A 16,450-nucleotide genomic window follows, 5' to 3' on the forward strand; every position below is an offset into this window, starting at 1 on the left:
TCGCTACGGCATCGCCAGATGCCAGGCGCCGTTCAGGAATCCGTCGCCGGTTACGTCGCCCGGTTTCTGGTCCTTTGCGAACGTATAGAGCGGCTTGCCCTTGTAGGCCCATTGCCTGGAGCCGTCGTCCCGCGTGATGATGGTGTAGCCTTCGCCAGGCGCGTCGCTCGCATCGGCCCTCAGCACCGGCCAGTTTGTCGCACACGGGCCATTGCAGGCCGACTTGCCGTCCGCGTCCTTGTCGAAGGTGTAGAGCGTCATGCCCTTGGCGTCCGTGAGCACGTTGCCCTTGTCGGTCTTGCCTGTCTTGGTTGGCGGCGCGGCGAAGGCGGCGGGAACAATCAACAGCGATGCTGCGAGCGTGAGTGCGAGGCGGATCGACGACGTCTTCATGGTATCTCCTGTCATGCAATTGGCTTGCACGAATAGGACGCCGCGCGCCGCATCGTATTCCTCGAGCGGCGGCGAAGATTTTTTTCGCTGCGCGGGGCGGCCTGGCGGAATAAACTGGAATGATTGACACGGAACGACAGATCCACATGAGCAAGCCGCATTGGCGCCACGCACGCGCGTCCGACCTCACGGCGATCAGTGCGATCGCGCAACGGATCCACCCCGATCTTCCGGAGCGGCCGGAGGTGCTCGCGGAGAAGATGCAGCTCTGCCCGGATGGCTGCCTTGCGCTGGCCGCGGGCAATGAGATCGTCGGCTACGGGCTCTCGCACCCCTGGACGCAGCATCAGATCCCAGCGCTCGACGGCTTCCTGGAACAACTGCCTGACGATGCGGACTGTCTCTACGTGCACGACGTCGCCATGCTGCCCGACTTTCGCGGCGGCGGTGCAGCGCGGGCTTATGTCGCCGCGATCGAAGGCCTGGCGCGATCGTCAGGCATCACGTCGCTCGCGCTGGTCTCGGTCTATGGCACGCGCGAGCTTTGGCAGCGCCTCGGCTTCCGCGCCGTGACAGCGGATGCGAAGCTGCGCAGAAAACTCGACTCCTATGGCGAGCGCGCGACCTACATGCTCCGCGATCTCACCGCTCCGCGCAGCGCCTCTCTGAGATAATGCCGCCGGCGCCCTCCGGGGGCATTGCTCTTGCTCACCTTGGCTGTCCTGCGCCTTTGCGGCAGTAGTTCAGCCTCGACGCTTGTTCCTTGCCTTCTTTCCGGGTGCGCCCTTCGTAGGCCACGCGCTTGCCTGATGCGGCTGTCCGGCGCGGCCGGACTTGCTCCGATGCTTCTTTTTCTCGAAAGCCGGTTCGCCGTCGAGTTTCGACCCTCGTTCGCCGTGATGCTTGTCTTGTTGCCTCGCTCCGATCGCATCGCGAGAATGATCGCCGCGACGCGCATCGCGATCGCTGCCGCCGGTGTCGCGCCGAGGCGCGTGTGATTGCTTTTCCGAAGGTGCTGGACGCTGGAGCGCCTCCGCCAGCGGCTCGATGCGGATGCTGTCTTCCTTGTCCGGTCGCCGGATCTTGACGGCGAAGGATTCCGCGACCCGCTCGGAAATCTCGAACTCGGTGGCGGTGTCCATGATCCGGATGGTACCGATGTCACGCTTGTCGATGCCGCCGCGACGGCAAATCATCGGCAAGAGCCAGCGCGCCTCCGCATTCTTTCTTCGTCCGATGGCGGCCCGGAACCAGACGCTGGCCTCCGCCATGCCGTGACGCGACGATGATTTTCCCGATTTCGATCCGGGCCTGGCGGGGCGATCATGGTCGCCCGGGGCCCGGACGTTGTCACGACCACGATCGTCACGCGGCCGGCCGCTTCGCTCGCCGGGATCGATGATGTCTTCGGGTGACGGGAGTCGCGCGCGATAGAGCCGCGCGAGCGCCGCGGCGATATCCTCGGGCGACCGCTCGGCCAACAGTGCCCGCGCCAGGATCAGGTCGTCGGAGGTCGTCTCCTCGGTGAACACGGCGTCCTTCAGCATGCGCTCATGATCGAGCCTGCGGATTTCATCCGCCTGAGGCGCCGTCCCCCAGACGGCGTCGATGCCGGACAGATTCAGCAGCAGTTCCGCGCGCCGCCGTCGTGCGGGCGGCACCAGCAGGACGCTGACACCCTTTCGTCCCGCACGTCCGGTGCGCCCCGAGCGATGCTGCATGACTTCCGCGTCATTGGGCAGGTCGGCCTGAATGACGAGGTCGAGGCTGGGCAGGTCGATGCCGCGCGCCGCGACATCAGTCGCCACGCAGACGCGGGAACGTCCGTCGCGCAACGACTGGAGCGCCTGGGTTCGCTCGTTCTGCGTCAATTCGCCGGAGAGAGCGACCACGGAAAAGCCGCGCTCCAGGAGCGCTGCCTGCAAATGCCTCACGGCATCTCTGGTGCTGCAAAACACGAGAGCGCTCGGCGACTCGAAGAAGCGCAGCACGTTGACGACCGCGTGCTCGACATCGCCGGGGGCGATCCGGATGACGCGGTACTCGATGTCGGCATGACCGCCTTCATCGCCCGCGACCTCAATCCGAAAGGCCTGCTGTTGATACTGCTTGGCCAGCGCAACGATGCCGCGCGGAAACGTCGCCGAGAACAACAAGGTGCGGCGCGTGTCGGGCGTGGTCTCGAGGATGAATTCCATGTCCTCTCGAAAACCGAGATTGAGCATTTCATCGGCCTCGTCGAGGACGACAGCTGTCAGTTCGGAGATGTCGAGATGCCCGCGCCGCAAATGATCGCACAATCGCCCCGGCGTACCGACGACGATGTGGGCGCCCGCGGCGAGTTCGCGCTGCTCGCGGCGCGGATCCATGCCGCCGACGCAGGAGACGACGCGCCCATTCGCATGTTGATAAAGCCAGGCAAGTTCGCGATGGACCTGCAAGGCGAGCTCGCGGGTTGGCGCCACGATCAAGGCGAGCGGAGCCGCGGCCCGCTCAAACCGCTCCGCGCTGCCCAGAAGATTGCTCGCGATGGCCAGTCCATAAGCGACGGTCTTGCCCGAGCCGGTTTGCGCCGACACGAGAAGGTCGCGGCCGACGGCTTCGTCCGCGAGCACGGCAAGCTGAACAGGAGTCGGACGATCGTAGTTCCGCTCGGCCAAAGCTCGGGCGAGCGGCGGACTGGTGGTCGGGAATGACACGAGATGGAAAACCTTGGTTAATTCAGGCACAGAAGGGCGGGCCGAGTGACCTGAAGCTGCGGACCCGGCAAGCGGCCGGCCGCATATGGCGTTTTGATCCGGTCGCTTTACGCCAAGCGAGGGCAAATCACCATGCCTATGGCGTGTCGCGATGCGCGATGTCGGCAGTGGCGGCACCACTTCTGCCCTACCGTCGGCGACAAATCGGAGGCTTTTCTCCACGAACCGGTTTAGCTTGTGTGCGATCCGGATATGTCAGGGGCGTCCAGGTGACCTCTTCCGTCAACCGAAGCTGTGGCGACTGCACGTTCTGCTGCAAGGTGATGGCCATCGAGGCACTGGCCAAGCCGGTGAACGCGTGGTGCCCGCATTGCGAGCCGGGTCGCGGCTGCGCGATCTACGCCAGCCGGCCGGCCGAATGCGAAAGTTTTGCCTGCCTCTGGCTCGTCAACGATCTCCTTGACGCGCGGTGGAAGCCGAGCCGGTCGAAGCTCGTCCTGACCACGTCGGAGGACGGCATCGAAGTCCGATGCGACCCGGGATTTCCCGACGCCTGGCGCAATGAGCCCTACGCCGGCGACATCCGCGCCTGGGCGGCGGAGGGTGAGACCAACGACATGACGGTGGTCGTCATCGTCGGCCAGCGCATGATCCTCGTCACGCCGGATCGCGAATTCGACCTCGGCATAGTTGGTCCGGATGAGCGTATCGTGCGGGAGCTGGAGGGCACGAAGGTGGTGGGCGCGACAGTGGTCAAGGAGAGCGACCTCGATGCAGGGAGTGCGAAGGGCGCCGCCCCGACGGCTTAGCCCGCGCTCTCAGATCTCGGCAAACACCTCCAGCAGATTGCCGTCGGGATCGCGGAAAAACAGCGTCCGATGGCCAATGGACTGATCCGTCGGCGGCGCCAGCAGCGCCACGCCCTGCCGCACGAGTTCGTCGGCACACTGATCGACTTTGGCCGCGGACACCTTGAAGGCCAGTTGAAGCGAGGCGCTGCCCGCCGGCGTCCGCGCATCGGCCGCGGTCCGGCTCGGCTTTGCCAGCGCCAGGGTGTTGGCGCCGACGCGGTACTCGATCCAGTTCGGCGACAGCTCGCGCAGCAGCGGAAAGGCGAGAACGTCCCCATAGAAGCGGCGCATCGCCGCCATGTCGCGCGCGAAAATGACGGTGTAGTCGATTGCACTGATAGCGCCGAAGGGCGAGCGCGACGCGGGGTCGCTTGATGGCTCCTTCATCGGGTTTCAGCCATTGCTGGACATCCATCATTCCGCGCTCTCCTCAACCACACGATCGGCGACGAAGGTGCCATTCGGCTGGTGGAAGACGATCGATCGCGAGCGCAGCGCCCGGCACCTTCCAAATGGCCATTGTTTCTGCGGCGAGCCGGTCGAGATCGGGGATCAGGTCGGCGATCGGGGATTCTGACGTCTCGGAGTATCGGTTCATGGCATCTGCGGGCGCTGGCGAGGGGTGCAAGGCTAGCCGCATCAACGTCAAATGGAAAGGCACATACCGCGCAATCTAGTCCGGCTGCGCGAGATGCCATCAACGGCCCCTTGTCGCGGCAGCCGTGCGATCCCAAATCGCTCCTCGATGAGATCGAAACGCGACAGGGATGACATATGGGTGACAGGATATCGCTCGCCGACAAGCTCTCGACCTTTCACGACCACTGGTCTCCGCGGACGGTCACGACCTTCAACGATTGCGACGTGATGGTCGTGAAGGTGAAGGGAGAATTCACCTGGCACAAGCACGACGACACCGACGATTTCTTCCTGGTCCTGAAAGGCATTCTGGATATCGAATTGCGCGATCGTACGGTGACGCTGGGTCCGGGCGAGCTCTACGTCGTTCCCAAAGGGGTCGAACATCGCCCTGTGGCGCGCGAGGAGGTTCATCTTCTGCTGATTGAGCCGACCGGCACCCCGAACACCGGGGATCACGCGACCGCCGCGCCGCGCAAGCTTGCCTGAGGCAACGGCGGCGCTATCGGGCGCTGTCGCGAAAGATTGCCAGCTTGCTGAACCCGCCGACGAGCCTTGCCCTTATCTGCGCGACACGGTCGCGCGCACTGCGTCCCAGGGCGCGGACGGCACGCCAGGCCTCGGTCGCCTGCAGCCAGGCCTTCGCCTCGGCGAACTTTCCATAGGCCCAGGCGAAAGCAGGAATCCTCATCAGCTTGTCGCGCGTGAGATGAAACAGGCGCTCGACCAGCACGAGTTTGAGGAGTTCGCCGATGATGAAAGTCACCGCGCCGCTCAGGATCTGGCCCGTTGCGGCGAGGTACGCTGCCACGGGCTTGATCGGCTCCAGGATGATCACGGGCACGGAAAACAAGGCGAGCGAAGGATAAGGTGGCAGTGATCTGATCCAGGCCCGCAATCGCTTCAGCTCCAGATGCCGCTCAACCCAGCGCGATATCGGCCGGGCGACGGCCATGAAGACCGCGTCCACCAGGAAGTAGATAGCAGCCAGGACGTAAGTGACGGGTTTCAGGATTCGCTTCACGGCACCTCTCCCGCAAAGTGAAAGCCGGAACTTGGGCCTAAGTTTCACCTTAGCATGGATAACTCGCGGATTCCCGATGGAACTTTTTGGGCCTCGACCGGCTTCCGCGCGTTTTGACCTCCATCATTCCACCAGCTCCGGCCACGGCACGATCGTCGACTTCACCGTCTTCATCGCCATCGCATCGCTCACCGCCTGCGCGACGCCCTCTTCCGTGAACGGATAGATCGTCTGCATCTTCGCCCACGGATGTTTGTCGCGGGTGCGGTAGAGCATATCGACGCCGAGCGGCAGGTCGTTACCGGTGAAGCCCCAGGAGCCGAGCACGTTGAGGTCCTTGGTGCAGATGCGGTGCCAGGAGGTCTCGATCGAGCCCGCGTCGGTGAACTGGCCCATTTCGACGTAGGTGCCGCCATCGCGCAGCATCTCGATGCCTTCGGGACCGGCGGTAGGATGGCCCGAGCAATCCATCACGAGATCGGCGCCGAAGCCACCGACGATGTCGCGCACGCGCGCGATGCGGTCCTGTGGCGATTTCAGTTCCTCGATGTTCACCGTGGCTTCCGCACCGAACTCGCGCGCGAGCCTGAGGCGCGGCTCCTCCGGCGCGCCGACGCAGATGACGCGGCCCGCCCCCATCTCCCGCGCCGCCGCGACCGCCAGAATGCCGATCGGGCCCGAGCCCTGGATCACCACCGTGTCGCCCCAGGTGAAGCCGCCGGCGCGCGCGGCGCGGTTGAAGGCGCGGATGCAGGAGGTGAGCGGCTCCGACAGCGCCCCTAGCCGCAGCGACATGTCGTCGGGCAGCTTGTAGATCTTGGTGCCCGGCAGCATATCGAGATCGACGTAGACATATTCGGCCCAGCCGCCCCACAGATGCGGCGCCTTGTCGAAGCCGAGATAGCGGCCATAATAGACCGGCGTCAGGCATTTGTTGGCGGTGGCCGGATAATGGATGCAGTAGTAGCAGCGGCCGCAGGGCATCAGCGGCGGAATCATCACCTTCGAGCCGACTGTCAGCGGCTTGCTCATGAAATCCTCGGTAAATTCGTCGCCGCATTCGACGATGACGCCGCCGAGCTCGTGGCCGAGCGTGAACGGCCAGGGCAGCGGCTTCGGCCAATGACCTTTGAGGATGTGCAGGTCGGTGCCGCAGACGCCGCACGCGCCGATCTTGATCAGCGCGGCCTTTTTGCCGACCTTCGGCCACGGCACGGTGCGAATGACGGGTTCGCTGCCCGGCCCTGCGTGGGTGCAGACGCGGATTGCTTCCATGGTGTGTCCTCGCCGCCCGCCTGTTATGATTTGATTGGTGCGGGCTGAGGTGAAGCGTATGTGAGATGCGCGTTCGTGCCAAGCCGCGCTTGTTCGCAGCCCGCATGAGCCAACGGGTCGGCGCAAAGCGCCGCCCGATGACAGGCTCCGCGATTTGCGGGAGACAGCTGCCCCGGATATCGCTCCGCTCATCGGGGCTACCCGGCCCTGCCTGCTCGCTGCCGTCGAGGACAACGCCGATGCTGCGTGACTATCAGCCGACAGATGCGGAAGCCGTGGGGCGCGTCGCCCTGGCCGCGTTCACGCAGTTTGCGCCCCACTATTCTGACTGGCCGGCGATGGCGAACAACGTCTCGCGGATGGCGGAGCTTTCGAGAACCGGCGAGATCATCGTCGCCGAGGACGATGGCCGGGTCGTCGGCGCCGTGGCCTATGTCGGTCCGAACAAGCCAAAGGCGGCGTTCTTCGATCCGGCCTGGCCGATCATCCGCATGCTGGTGGTCGACCCCTCTACCCGCGGCAAGGGTCTCGGCCGGCAATTGACCGAAGAATGCCTGCGCCGCGCCGAGCGCGACCGGTCGGCGGTCATCGCGCTGCATACGACGCCGATCATGACGATCGCGCTGCCGATGTATCTGCGCATGGGATTTACCAAGGTCTGCGACGCGCCGGATATCTTTGGTGTGCCTTATGCGGTCTACGTCAAGGCGCTGGTCTAGGACGGATCTGTTTGTAGATGGGGTAACGGGTCGGCGGTCCCGGATTTCGCTTCGCTCCATCCGGGCTACGGCGGATCAATTCTGGTCGGCGAGCAGGCCGCCCACGATCCGCTCAACTTCAAGATAATCAGCTGCGACATAATCTGCACCGGCGTCCTTGAGCGTTGCGGCGTGGCCCTGTCGGATGTGACCCGCGGCAAGCAACCCGATGACCGTTGCGCCTGCCGCGCGTCCGGCGATGACGCCGCTCGCGCTATCCTCGATGACGATGCAGTCGCGCGGCGGCACTCCGAGCTCGGCCGCGGCGTGCAGGAAAATGTCCGGGTGCGGCTTGCCTCTGGCGACGTTGGAGGCGCTGAAGACCCGCCCCTCGAACAGCGAAGCCATGTCCAGGACCTCGAGACAGACGGCGAGCCGGTCCGGCGAGGAGGACGACGCGATGCAGCGGGACAGGTCGACGAATTTCGTGATGAAGTCCCGCACGCCTTCAATCGGCGCAAGCTCGTGCCTGAACCGCGTCAAGGTGCGATCCTGGTAATGCTCGCCAAATGACGGCGGCAGCGTTCGGCCGACCGTAGTCTCGATGGCGGCGATCACCTCGTGAAACCGCTTGCCCATGTAGTCGCGATAGGCATCCTCGACCGTGGTCGGCACCCCCAGTTCGGTCACGATCTCGGCCAGGACGGTGTTGGACAGCACCTCGCTGTCGGCGATGACGCCGTCGAAATCGAAAATGATCGCCTTGCTCATTTTGCCCTTCCCAGCCGCGTGCAGATTGAGAGCCGGCGATGAGAGTCGCAACTCACGTTTGGCTTCGGAATCTTACGATGCGAATCGCGTTGTCCAAGCCGCTGAGGTGTCTTGAGGATGCAAAGCGAGCGCTGCGCTTCCTAGCCCGCATGAAGCAAGGCGGAATGCAGGGCCGGCGGTCCCGGATTTCGCTTCGCTCCATCCGGGCTACGGGCGCAACACATCCAAGTGTCTTGAGCGCTCGGCGACGAACGTGTAAGGCCCGCCAAGTCCTGCCCAGGTGATCGATTGAACCCCCTTCCCCAAAATCCCATGGTTGCGTCCGGCTCGTTCGCGGCCATGAAGTCCGTGCCGTACCGCCTCCAGTTCGTGGCTTACGTGCTGGCGATGATGGCCGACAACATCGAGCATGTGATCAGCTACTGGGTGGTGTTCCAGAAATTCCATTCGCCGGCGCTGGCGGGCTTCGCCGTGCTGTCGCACTGGCTGCCGTTCCTGCTGTTCTCGGTCGTGGTCGGCGGCCTCGCCGACCGGTTCGATCCGCGCCGCATCATCCAGTGCGGCATGCTGCTGTTCATCGTGGCTTCGAGCGGATGGGGCTTCTTCTTCATCACCGATACGATCCAGATGTGGCACGCGATGCTGCTGCTCGTGATCCACGGCTGCGCCGGCGTGTTGTGGCAGACGCCGAACCAGCTCCTGCTCTACGACCTCGTTGGACCTGCCGACCTGCCGAGTGCGGTGCGGCTGAACGCGATGGCGCGCTATCTCGGCATCCTGGTCGGTCCGGCTGTCGGCGGCGTCATCATGCTGACGCTCGGCACCTCGCACGGCATCATCTTCAACACGCTGTTCTACCTGCCGATGCTGCTCTGGCTGTTCTGGGCGCCCGTGCGCGACAAGAGCATCGCCGTGCGGCGCTTCGCCGTCCGTGGCCTCGCCGACATCGTTCTGACCATCCGCGCCATCGGGACGCAGCCGGTCTTGACCGCGATGACGTGGCTTGCCGGGCTCACCTCCTTCATGATCGGCAACGCCTATCACGCGCAGATGCCGGGCTTTGCGGGCGACCTCGGGCATGGCGATCCCGGCGTCTCCTACAGCGTGCTGCTCGCGGCCGACGCGGCCGGTGCGCTGCTGGCCGGCATTGCGCTGGAATCCTGGGGACGGCTCAAGGGCACGCCGCGCACCGCGATCATGCTGGCCATGCTGTGGAGCGTGGCGCTGCTCGGGTTCGCTTCGGTGCGGATCTACCCGGTTGCGATCGTGTTGTTGTTCTGTGCGGGGTTCTTCGAGCTGTCGTTCAACACGATGGCGCAGACGCTGGTGCAGTTGAACGCGCCGCCCGATATCCGCGGCCGCGTCGTCGGCCTCTACAACATGGCCGGGCTCGGGATGCGGGCGTTCAGCGGCATCACCGTCGGCCTGTTCGGCGCGGCGATCGGCATCCACTGGTCGCTCGGGCTTTCGGCCGCGGCGCTATTGGCGCTGCTGCTCCTGCTCTCCCAGCGTGCGGCGAAGAAGGCATGAGGGCGCAGCCTTACGACGCAGCCGGTTGACACCGGCGTCTCCCCACCGCACGCTCATCGTTGTTGCCGGGAGATGGGGCGTTGCGCAGTCGCTGGGGCATTCTTGCGATCCTGTTCGTCGTTCGCCTCACCATTGCGTTCCAGTTTCAGAGCGTGGCCGCGGTCGCGCCGCTGCTTGAAAAGACCTTTGGCGTCGGTCTCGCCGATATCGGCCTCCTGATCGGGCTCTATTTCACGCCGGGCGTCGTGCTGGCGCTGCCGGGCGGCGCGATCGGCCGCACCTTCGGCGACAAGCCCACGACCATTGCGGCGCTGCTGCTGATGACGGCCGGCAGTCTGGTGATGGCCACGACGGAGATCTGGGCCTGGCAGATGGCGGGCCGGCTCGCCTCCGGCGCAGGCGCCGTCCTGCTCACGGTGCAGCTCACCAAGATGGGTACCGACTGGTTTGCCGGAAAGGAGATCGCGACCGCCATGGCGATCTTCGTCAACTCCTGGCCGGCCGGGGTCGCGATCTCGCTGCTGGTGCTGCCGGCGATCGGCACTGCGCATGGCGCCGGCGCGGTGTTTCTGTCGGCGGGCGCGTTGACCGCGATCGGCATCCTGCTGATCGCGTTCTATCAGCCGCCGCCCGCGACAGCCGCGCCCACCGCCGCCTCGGCGCGGCTCGATCGGCCCGCCCTGCTGGCGGTGATAGTCGCAGGCGCGATCTGGGGCCTCTATAACGTCGGCTTCGCCATGATCTTCTCGTTCGGCCCCTCGCTCCTGGCCGAGCGCGGCTGGAGCATCGCCGCCGCAGGCTCGGCGATCAGCCTCGTGATGTGGCTGTCGGTGGTCTCGGTGCCGGCCGGTGGCTATCTCGCCGACCGCTTCAAGCGGCCGTTCACGCTTGCGGTCGTGGCGAGCCTCATGGTGGCGCTGCTGCTGGCCTGGCTGCCGCGGTCGGATGCGGTGATCACAATCCTCGTCCTCATCGGCCTGATCGGCGGCCATCCGGCCGGTCCGATCATGAGCCTGCCGGCCCGGGTGCTCGGGCCGGAGACCCGGGCGATCGGGATGGGGGTGTTCTACACCCTCTTTTATGCCGCCATGATGCTTGGGCCGGCGGTGGCGGGGCGGCTTGCCAAGTCGGCGGGGACTGCCGCCGTCGCGCTCGACCTGGGCGCGCTGACGGTGCTCGCCTGCCCGCCGCTAATGTGGTTTTTCGCGCGCATTGTTTCTGTCCGTAGTCGCCGCGCCAGATCATAACGCGGCGTTAACCCTATGCACCTTAGGGTCGTACGGACTCCGCCCGGGCGGGGGTCGGGTAGTGAAAATGGCGTTGGCGAACAAGAAATTTCTTCCGGCCGCCGAGGAGCGTCGGCGTTTCCAGCGGGTGAAAGTGCACCTGCTCGGCCGCTATATGCTGCCGGACCGTCGTGAATTCCCCTGCCAGGTGATCAACATGTCGCCGGGCGGGCTCGCGCTTTTGGCACCCGGCATCGGCAATGTCGGCGACCGCGTGGTCGCCTATCTCGACCATATCGGCCGGGTCGAGGGCAAGATCACCCGCATCATCGACAACGGCTTCGCCATGACGATCGGCGCGACGCCGCGCAAGCGGGACAAGCTCGCCGCCCAGCTCACATGGCTCGCCAACCGCGACATCCTCAACCTGCCGGAGGACCGCCGCCACGACCGTATCGTACCGCGCAACCCGATCGCGGTGCTGACGCTCGAGGACGGCACCAAGATGACCTGCCGCATCATCGACCTGTCGCTGTCCGGTGCGGCCATCGCGGCGGAAAACCGCCCGTCGCTCAAATCGACGGTTTTGCTCGGCCGGGTCCAGGGCCGGGTGGTCCGAAACCTCGAGGATGGCTTCGCGCTGGAGTTCATGCACGAGCAGCCGGCCGAGACTCTCGAAGAGAGCGTTACCGCGCGGTAAAGCGCAAACGCTGCAAAACAACTGCTTTTCAAGCCTCGAAAGCGGCCTCCGCGATGCGGACGCCGTTTTTTCTGCGTTCAGCGGCTGCGCCCGCGCGGTTAATGCGCGGGCCCCTTGCACGCGGAATCGGCTGTTCCGCCTGCGTTTCCGCGTTAATCCCTACAATTTGAATCAATTGCAGTAATCTCGAATTTTACGCGAATTCTATTCAAGTATAGATCGAATTCGCGGCACGTTTTACTTGCATTCGTCTCGACTTGACTTGGCTGACTTAGCGCCAACTCAAAAGCTCCGTGCGAATTGTGGTTCCAACAAGAAACGGGGGCCACGATGTTCGACTTCAGCGGACAAGGGAAAGGGCTGGCGATCGCCGCCATGCTCTTCGGGATCAGCGCGACAGTGCAGGCCGGTGAAGGCCGTCTGCTCTACGCGAGCCTCGGCGACACCACGCGTGCGCCGATCGGCTGGGTCGAGTTCTGTGCGGAGAATACCGCCCAATGCCAGGGCGGTCCGTCACAGCCGCGCGACATCGTGATGTCGCAGGCGGCGTGGCGCGACCTCCTCAAGGTCAATCGCTGGGTCAACGAGACCGTGAAGCCTTTGACCGATCAGGAGCACTGGGGCGTGATCGAGAAGTGGTCGCTGCCGACCGATGGTTACGGCGACTGTGAAGACTACGTGCTGTTGAAGCGCAAGATGCTGATCGATGCCGCATGGCCGCGCGAGGCCCTGCTCATCACCGTCGTGCGCGACAAGAAGGGCGAAGGGCACGCGGTGCTGACGGTGAAGACCGACAAGGGCGAATTCATTCTCGACAATCAGAACGAGAATGTCGTGGCCTGGACGGAGACCGGCTACCGCTTCGTCAAGCGCCAGTCGCAGGGCGATCCCAACGTCTGGGTCTCGCTCGGCGATACCAAGCCGGCGGTCTCCACCGCCAGCGCAAAAGATCAGTAGTCAACGAGAAACGAGTTACGCGACCCGGTCACATCCCCACCCCTCCCCGTCCCAGACCGGTTCGCGCGCGGCCAGCCATCCCCCAATGGCTGGCCGCAACTTTTTGGGGGATGCGAACGCAGTCACTCCTGCCGGGCTTGCCGCGACCAGGGCACCCGCGCGGCCGTGAAGTCCCGCCACGTGGTACGCAAGGACGGCCCGACGCCGACCGACGCGCGCGCCTGCCAGCCGGCGATCGCGGCCGCGGCGTTGGCGCTGTCGGGCACCTCGGCACCAACGCCGTCGAGCAGCGAGGCCGTGATCGCCATGTCGTTGAAGGCGCCGAGTTCCTCCTGCAAATCGGCAAGCCTGCGGGAAAAGCGCCTCGCGGCCTTGCGATCCTCGCACAGCGGCAGCAGGAACTCGCCGAGATAGCGCAGCCTCTTCGTCGCCAGCCGCAAGCGATGCAACTCATCTGCTGCGCGCGACTTGAAGCGGCGGCCGCGCTTGAGCACCTTCGCATACTGCTCCGACAGGATGCGCTCTGCAAAGTTGACGGCGGGCTCGGCGAGCCGGCCGAGATCTTCGGCGGCAACATCGTTGCGCCAGCCCCGCGTCTCGATCCAGCCGCCGAGGCCGATCAGGAAAATGGCGCAGCGGCGATCATCGAGCGCAAGATGCGCCTTTCGATAGGCGTCCGACTGGCGTTTGGCCGCGACTTGTTCCAGGGCGTCGAAGCCGGCGACCGAGGGACAGGCCTTCGCGATCGTCGGCAACGTGTCGAGCTGGAAGACGTCCCAGTCGCGCGCACCGGACAGATTTTGCGCCAGCCATCTTGTTTCCGACCGCAGCGCGTCGAGATTGCTCAACGCGCCCACCGATCGCATCAGATCGAGAGCCGATCGCAGCCGGCGCAGCGCGACCCGAAGCTGGTGGACGCCTTCGGGATCGCGACCATCCTCGGCGGCCGGCAGGGACTGAAGCAGATGGTGGAAGCAGGAACGCAGGATCGTCGCGAAGGCCTCGTCGAGCGTGACTGACGGGCCAAGGCGAAGCTTGCGCGGTCGCCTTGCGGATGGCGGCGTGTCGGCGGCAAGGTCAAAGCCGCGCGCCGATTTGGTCCGGATCGACGGCTTCAGCGATCCATGCTCGGCAAGCCGCAGCGCGATCTCGTAGATCGTGCCCGCGCTGCCGCTCTTGAGCTCCAGTTCGATCTCGCTCACGGGCATCGACCGATCGCCCGCCTTCAGGACGCCCTGGTCGAACGCGACCTCGACCGTTCCGGACGGCAGATCAACGATGCGTGCGTGGCGACGGATGTCGGCGGTGAAGACTGCTTCGAGCGGCTGCGTTTCGAGATCATCGCGAAGCTTGGCCGGAACGAAGGGCATCGCAAGAGCGAGATCGGGCGCCATCGACGGGACGCTCGCCTCCCACTCGCCGCGGCGAAGGGGATCGTCCGCAGCATCGGTCTTCACGGTCTGCACGAAGCGCGCGCCGCTCTGGCGAACGCGCAAGCTCAATCCGCCACGCCGAAGCGTCCGCTCCGGCGTATCATAGTAGACCGACTTGAGATGCTTTCGTGAGCCCTTGTTGCGCGCGTTCGCCGCGATGATCGGCGCGGCATTGAAATGCGCCATGCGATCGGCATCGACGAGAAGCTTGAGCTCGATTTCACCGGCGGCACCGTTTGGCAGAGGTCGCTCCGGCGCGGCCGTCTCGCCCCGAGGCGGCGCTTCCTCGAGCGCAGCGTCCTCGACGAGCGTCGGCTGTTCGGATAGTTGCGTGGAGGAAGCGACGGACTGCTCCGCCCTCGTGTTGTCCTGAGGGACAGGATTCCCGTCCAGCCCATTCAATCCGCTCGGATTCTTGCGGGCCGGCGTTGCGTCGCGTTTTAACATTCCGGATGACATGACGATTCGATGACAGTTCGATAACATATAGCCATCGTCGCCGACGGGGAACAGCGACGTCAAACTTCCGGGGAAGTTCCCGAAATCGCCTTGCCGGCGAATTCATTTGCGGCTCAACGCCGCAAGTGATTGAATCTTCATCGATCCGACCACTTCGACGGAGATGAATTCGTCAGCGAGCTTGACTCATGTTAGCCGAAAAATTTTTTCTGGTCCTGGAGACGCTGAGAAGTCACGCGTCCGATGACAGGCCCCAGATCGTGACGACCCCTCCGAGGCCGCTTGCAACCCCTGATGTTGCAATTCCTCCGCCTCGCAGGGAGCCGGTTGCGGACCGTCGCGATTAGAAGCAGTCTAATTCCAAAGCCATACCGCCTTGCGGCCGTGCGAAGGCGCGATCGTTGCACACTTTTATCGGTGCGCCAGACTATTCTTGTAGATCTTCCCGTCCTTCATGATCACCACGAAGTTCTTCGCGGGATCCTCGACGAGCCTGATGTTGTCGAGCGGATTGCCGTCGACCACCAGGAGATCGGCGAGCGCGCCTTCCTGGACCACGCCGAGCTTACCGGGATAGGGATTTCGCGGGCCCGACAGGCTCAATAGTTCCGCGTTGGTCGACGTCGCCATGGTCAGCGCTTCGGCCGGCGTGTACCAGCGCGTGAGGGTGGCCAGCATGGCGCCCTGCTGCTCGGCCTGCGCCTTCGAGAACAGGACGTCGGTGCCGAATGCGGTCTTGATCCCGTATTTCCTCGCCAGCGCATAGACCCTCTCTGTTCCGGCAACCACCTGCCGCATCTTGTCCTGCTCTGCAGGTCCAAGCGCAGCTGCACCGGCGAGATCCAGGAACGGCTGCGTGCTCAACCAGATCCCCTTCTCCGCCATCAGGCGGGCGGTCGCATCGTCCATGAGATGACCGTGCTCGATGCACTTCACACCGGCAGCGATCGAGCGCTGGATCGCGACCGGCGTGTAGGCGTGGGTGGCGACATAGGTGCCCCAGTTCTCGGCGGCTTCGACCGCCGCACGCAACTCGGGCTCGGTGAAGGTGGAGACATCGAGCGGGCTGAAGGGCGAGGCCACCCCGCCACCTGCCGTGAGCTTGACCTGCGAGGCGCCCTGCATGAGCTGTTCGCGCGCCCGCACGCGGACCTCGTCAGGACTGTCGGCGACCATGCTGCCGCCAATCTGCTCCATGCGGCTCAGCATCCCGCCGATCGTTCGCGGCAGATCGGCGAGTTGCCGGAAGTCGCCATGGCCGCCGGTGATGGTGATCATGGCGCCGGACGGATAGATGCGGGGACCGGCGACGAGATCCTCGTCGATGGCTTGCTTCAAGCCAAAGCTCGGCCCGCCCATGTCGCGCACGGTAGTGAAGCCGCGCATCAGCGTGGCGGTCGCCTCCGCAGCCGCAAGCAGATTGTTGTAGCCGACATCGCCTGAGAGGACTGCTGCCGGCGTCGGCCGCACCAGCATCGCGTGCCAATGCGCATCGATCAGCCCCGGCATCAGAACACGTCCGCCGCCATCGATCACTTGCGCCGTGGCCGTAATGGCGCCGGTCGAAATCTTCTCGATCGTCTTGTTCCTGACGAGGACGCTGGAGGAAGCAGACAGCGTGCCGGTCTTGCCGTCGAAGATCCGGACATTGCGGAACAGGACGGCGGCGTCCTGCTGGGCCGATGCGGACGACGGGCTGCCGAGGACAAATGCAACGGCCGCAAACAATGCGGCCGCCCGGGAGACGCTGGCCGGCATCCTCAAACCCAACATGTCCAGTCTCCGTAGAGTGCAG

16 protein-coding genes are annotated in these 16,450 nt (G+C 64.8%); 8 read left to right on the forward strand and 8 right to left on the reverse strand.

Annotated features, from left to right (window positions below):
* Positions 1-3 precede the first annotated feature (3 nt).
* Complete coding sequence (locus AYJ54_RS25060) at positions 4-393, reverse strand: COG4315 family predicted lipoprotein (RefSeq protein WP_063702979.1); 390 nt, start codon at positions 391-393, stop codon at positions 4-6.
* A 146-nt stretch (positions 394-539) separates the two neighbouring features.
* Between AYJ54_RS25060 and AYJ54_RS25065 the strand changes: the two genes are divergently transcribed.
* Positions 540-1,067 carry a GNAT family N-acetyltransferase gene (locus AYJ54_RS25065; protein WP_063702981.1) on the forward strand — a complete coding sequence of 176 codons (528 nt, stop codon included), beginning with the start codon at positions 540-542 and terminating at the stop codon, positions 1,065-1,067.
* A 69-nt stretch (positions 1,068-1,136) separates the two neighbouring features.
* Here the strand turns inward: AYJ54_RS25065 and AYJ54_RS25070 are convergent, their stop codons facing one another.
* Positions 1,137-3,092, reverse strand: a complete 1,956-nt coding sequence (locus AYJ54_RS25070) for a DEAD/DEAH box helicase (protein ID WP_063702983.1) — start codon at positions 3,090-3,092, stop codon at positions 1,137-1,139.
* 269 nt (positions 3,093-3,361) lie between these two features.
* Between AYJ54_RS25070 and AYJ54_RS25075 the strand changes: the two genes are divergently transcribed.
* Entirely contained in the window at positions 3,362-3,901 is a 540-nt protein-coding gene (locus AYJ54_RS25075; RefSeq protein WP_136623918.1) for a hypothetical protein, read from the forward strand.
* Positions 3,902-3,910: 9 nt separating this feature from the next.
* Here AYJ54_RS25075 and AYJ54_RS25080 read toward each other — a convergent pair whose 3' ends face one another.
* On the reverse strand, positions 3,911-4,330 hold the full coding sequence (locus tag AYJ54_RS25080) for a VOC family protein (protein ID WP_063702987.1): 420 nt from the start codon (positions 4,328-4,330) through the stop codon (positions 3,911-3,913).
* 387 nt (positions 4,331-4,717) lie between these two features.
* On the opposite strand from AYJ54_RS25080, the gene AYJ54_RS25085 reads away from it, so the two are divergent.
* A complete protein-coding gene (locus AYJ54_RS25085) occupies positions 4,718-5,071 on the forward strand; it encodes a cupin domain-containing protein (RefSeq protein ID WP_063702989.1) in 354 nt (117 codons plus the stop codon).
* 13 nt (positions 5,072-5,084) lie between these two features.
* Here the strand turns inward: AYJ54_RS25085 and AYJ54_RS25090 are convergent, their stop codons facing one another.
* Both AYJ54_RS25090 and AYJ54_RS25095 read right to left on the reverse strand, forming a co-directional pair.
* Positions 5,085-5,606, reverse strand: coding sequence for a hypothetical protein (locus tag AYJ54_RS25090; RefSeq protein ID WP_063702991.1), 522 nt, complete (start codon positions 5,604-5,606; stop codon positions 5,085-5,087).
* A gap of 123 nt (positions 5,607-5,729) precedes the next feature.
* Entirely contained in the window at positions 5,730-6,881 is a 1,152-nt protein-coding gene (locus AYJ54_RS25095) for a zinc-binding dehydrogenase (RefSeq protein ID WP_063702993.1), read from the reverse strand.
* Between the two features lie 239 nt (positions 6,882-7,120).
* On the opposite strand from AYJ54_RS25095, the gene AYJ54_RS25100 reads away from it, so the two are divergent.
* Positions 7,121-7,600 (forward strand): GNAT family N-acetyltransferase, encoded by a 480-nt coding sequence (locus tag AYJ54_RS25100; protein ID WP_063702995.1) that lies wholly within the window; start codon positions 7,121-7,123, stop codon positions 7,598-7,600.
* Positions 7,601-7,675: 75 nt separating this feature from the next.
* Here the strand turns inward: AYJ54_RS25100 and AYJ54_RS25105 are convergent, their stop codons facing one another.
* Positions 7,676-8,350 carry an HAD family hydrolase gene (locus AYJ54_RS25105; RefSeq protein WP_063702997.1) on the reverse strand — a complete coding sequence of 225 codons (675 nt, stop codon included), beginning with the start codon at positions 8,348-8,350 and terminating at the stop codon, positions 7,676-7,678.
* Between the two features lie 312 nt (positions 8,351-8,662).
* Here AYJ54_RS25105 and AYJ54_RS25110 point away from each other — a divergent pair, with 312 nt between their 5' ends.
* From AYJ54_RS25110 to AYJ54_RS25125, 4 genes are all read left to right on the forward strand, one after another.
* A complete protein-coding gene (locus AYJ54_RS25110) occupies positions 8,663-9,880 on the forward strand; it encodes an MFS transporter (protein ID WP_063702999.1) in 1,218 nt (405 codons plus the stop codon).
* 80 nt (positions 9,881-9,960) lie between these two features.
* Complete coding sequence (locus AYJ54_RS25115) at positions 9,961-11,127, forward strand: MFS transporter (protein ID WP_063703001.1); 1,167 nt, start codon at positions 9,961-9,963, stop codon at positions 11,125-11,127.
* A 67-nt stretch (positions 11,128-11,194) separates the two neighbouring features.
* A complete protein-coding gene (locus AYJ54_RS25120; RefSeq protein WP_063703003.1) occupies positions 11,195-11,806 on the forward strand; it encodes a PilZ domain-containing protein in 612 nt (203 codons plus the stop codon).
* Positions 11,807-12,136: 330 nt separating this feature from the next.
* The gene (locus tag AYJ54_RS25125) at positions 12,137-12,763 is read left to right on the forward strand and encodes a transglutaminase-like cysteine peptidase (protein ID WP_063703005.1); all 627 of its coding nucleotides are present in this window, start codon (positions 12,137-12,139) and stop codon (positions 12,761-12,763) included.
* 122 nt (positions 12,764-12,885) lie between these two features.
* Here the strand turns inward: AYJ54_RS25125 and AYJ54_RS25130 are convergent, their stop codons facing one another.
* A complete protein-coding gene (locus AYJ54_RS25130) occupies positions 12,886-14,643 on the reverse strand; it encodes a CYTH and CHAD domain-containing protein (RefSeq protein ID WP_063703368.1) in 1,758 nt (585 codons plus the stop codon).
* 423 nt (positions 14,644-15,066) lie between these two features.
* On the reverse strand, positions 15,067-16,428 hold the full coding sequence (locus AYJ54_RS25135; protein WP_063703007.1) for a metal-dependent hydrolase family protein: 1,362 nt from the start codon (positions 16,426-16,428) through the stop codon (positions 15,067-15,069).
* Positions 16,429-16,450 lie beyond the last annotated feature (22 nt).

The organism is Bradyrhizobium centrolobii (assembly GCF_001641635.1).
Lineage (GTDB): Bacteria > Pseudomonadota > Alphaproteobacteria > Rhizobiales > Xanthobacteraceae > Bradyrhizobium > Bradyrhizobium centrolobii.

What these genes read in the sequence shown, in the direction of transcription:
- AYJ54_RS25065 (WP_063702981.1), top strand. Translation starts at nt 540, where the DNA reads ATGAGCAAGCCGCATTGGCGCCACGCACGCGCGTCCGACCTCACGGCG.
- AYJ54_RS25105 (WP_063702997.1), bottom strand. Translation starts at nt 8,350, where the DNA reads ATGAGCAAGGCGATCATTTTCGATTTCGACGGCGTCATCGCCGACAGC.
- AYJ54_RS25085 (WP_063702989.1), top strand. Translation starts at nt 4,718, where the DNA reads ATGGGTGACAGGATATCGCTCGCCGACAAGCTCTCGACCTTTCACGAC.
- AYJ54_RS25135 (WP_063703007.1), bottom strand. Translation starts at nt 16,428, where the DNA reads ATGTTGGGTTTGAGGATGCCGGCCAGCGTCTCCCGGGCGGCCGCATTG.
- AYJ54_RS25120 (WP_063703003.1), top strand. Translation starts at nt 11,195, where the DNA reads ATGGCGTTGGCGAACAAGAAATTTCTTCCGGCCGCCGAGGAGCGTCGG.
- AYJ54_RS25130 (WP_063703368.1), bottom strand. Translation starts at nt 14,643, where the DNA reads ATGTTAAAACGCGACGCAACGCCGGCCCGCAAGAATCCGAGCGGATTG.
- AYJ54_RS25060 (WP_063702979.1), bottom strand. Translation starts at nt 393, where the DNA reads ATGAAGACGTCGTCGATCCGCCTCGCACTCACGCTCGCAGCATCGCTG.
- AYJ54_RS25080 (WP_063702987.1), bottom strand. Translation starts at nt 4,330, where the DNA reads ATGAAGGAGCCATCAAGCGACCCCGCGTCGCGCTCGCCCTTCGGCGCT.
- AYJ54_RS25095 (WP_063702993.1), bottom strand. Translation starts at nt 6,881, where the DNA reads ATGGAAGCAATCCGCGTCTGCACCCACGCAGGGCCGGGCAGCGAACCC.
- AYJ54_RS25100 (WP_063702995.1), top strand. Translation starts at nt 7,121, where the DNA reads ATGCTGCGTGACTATCAGCCGACAGATGCGGAAGCCGTGGGGCGCGTC.
- AYJ54_RS25125 (WP_063703005.1), top strand. Translation starts at nt 12,137, where the DNA reads ATGTTCGACTTCAGCGGACAAGGGAAAGGGCTGGCGATCGCCGCCATG.
- AYJ54_RS25110 (WP_063702999.1), top strand. Translation starts at nt 8,663, where the DNA reads ATGGTTGCGTCCGGCTCGTTCGCGGCCATGAAGTCCGTGCCGTACCGC.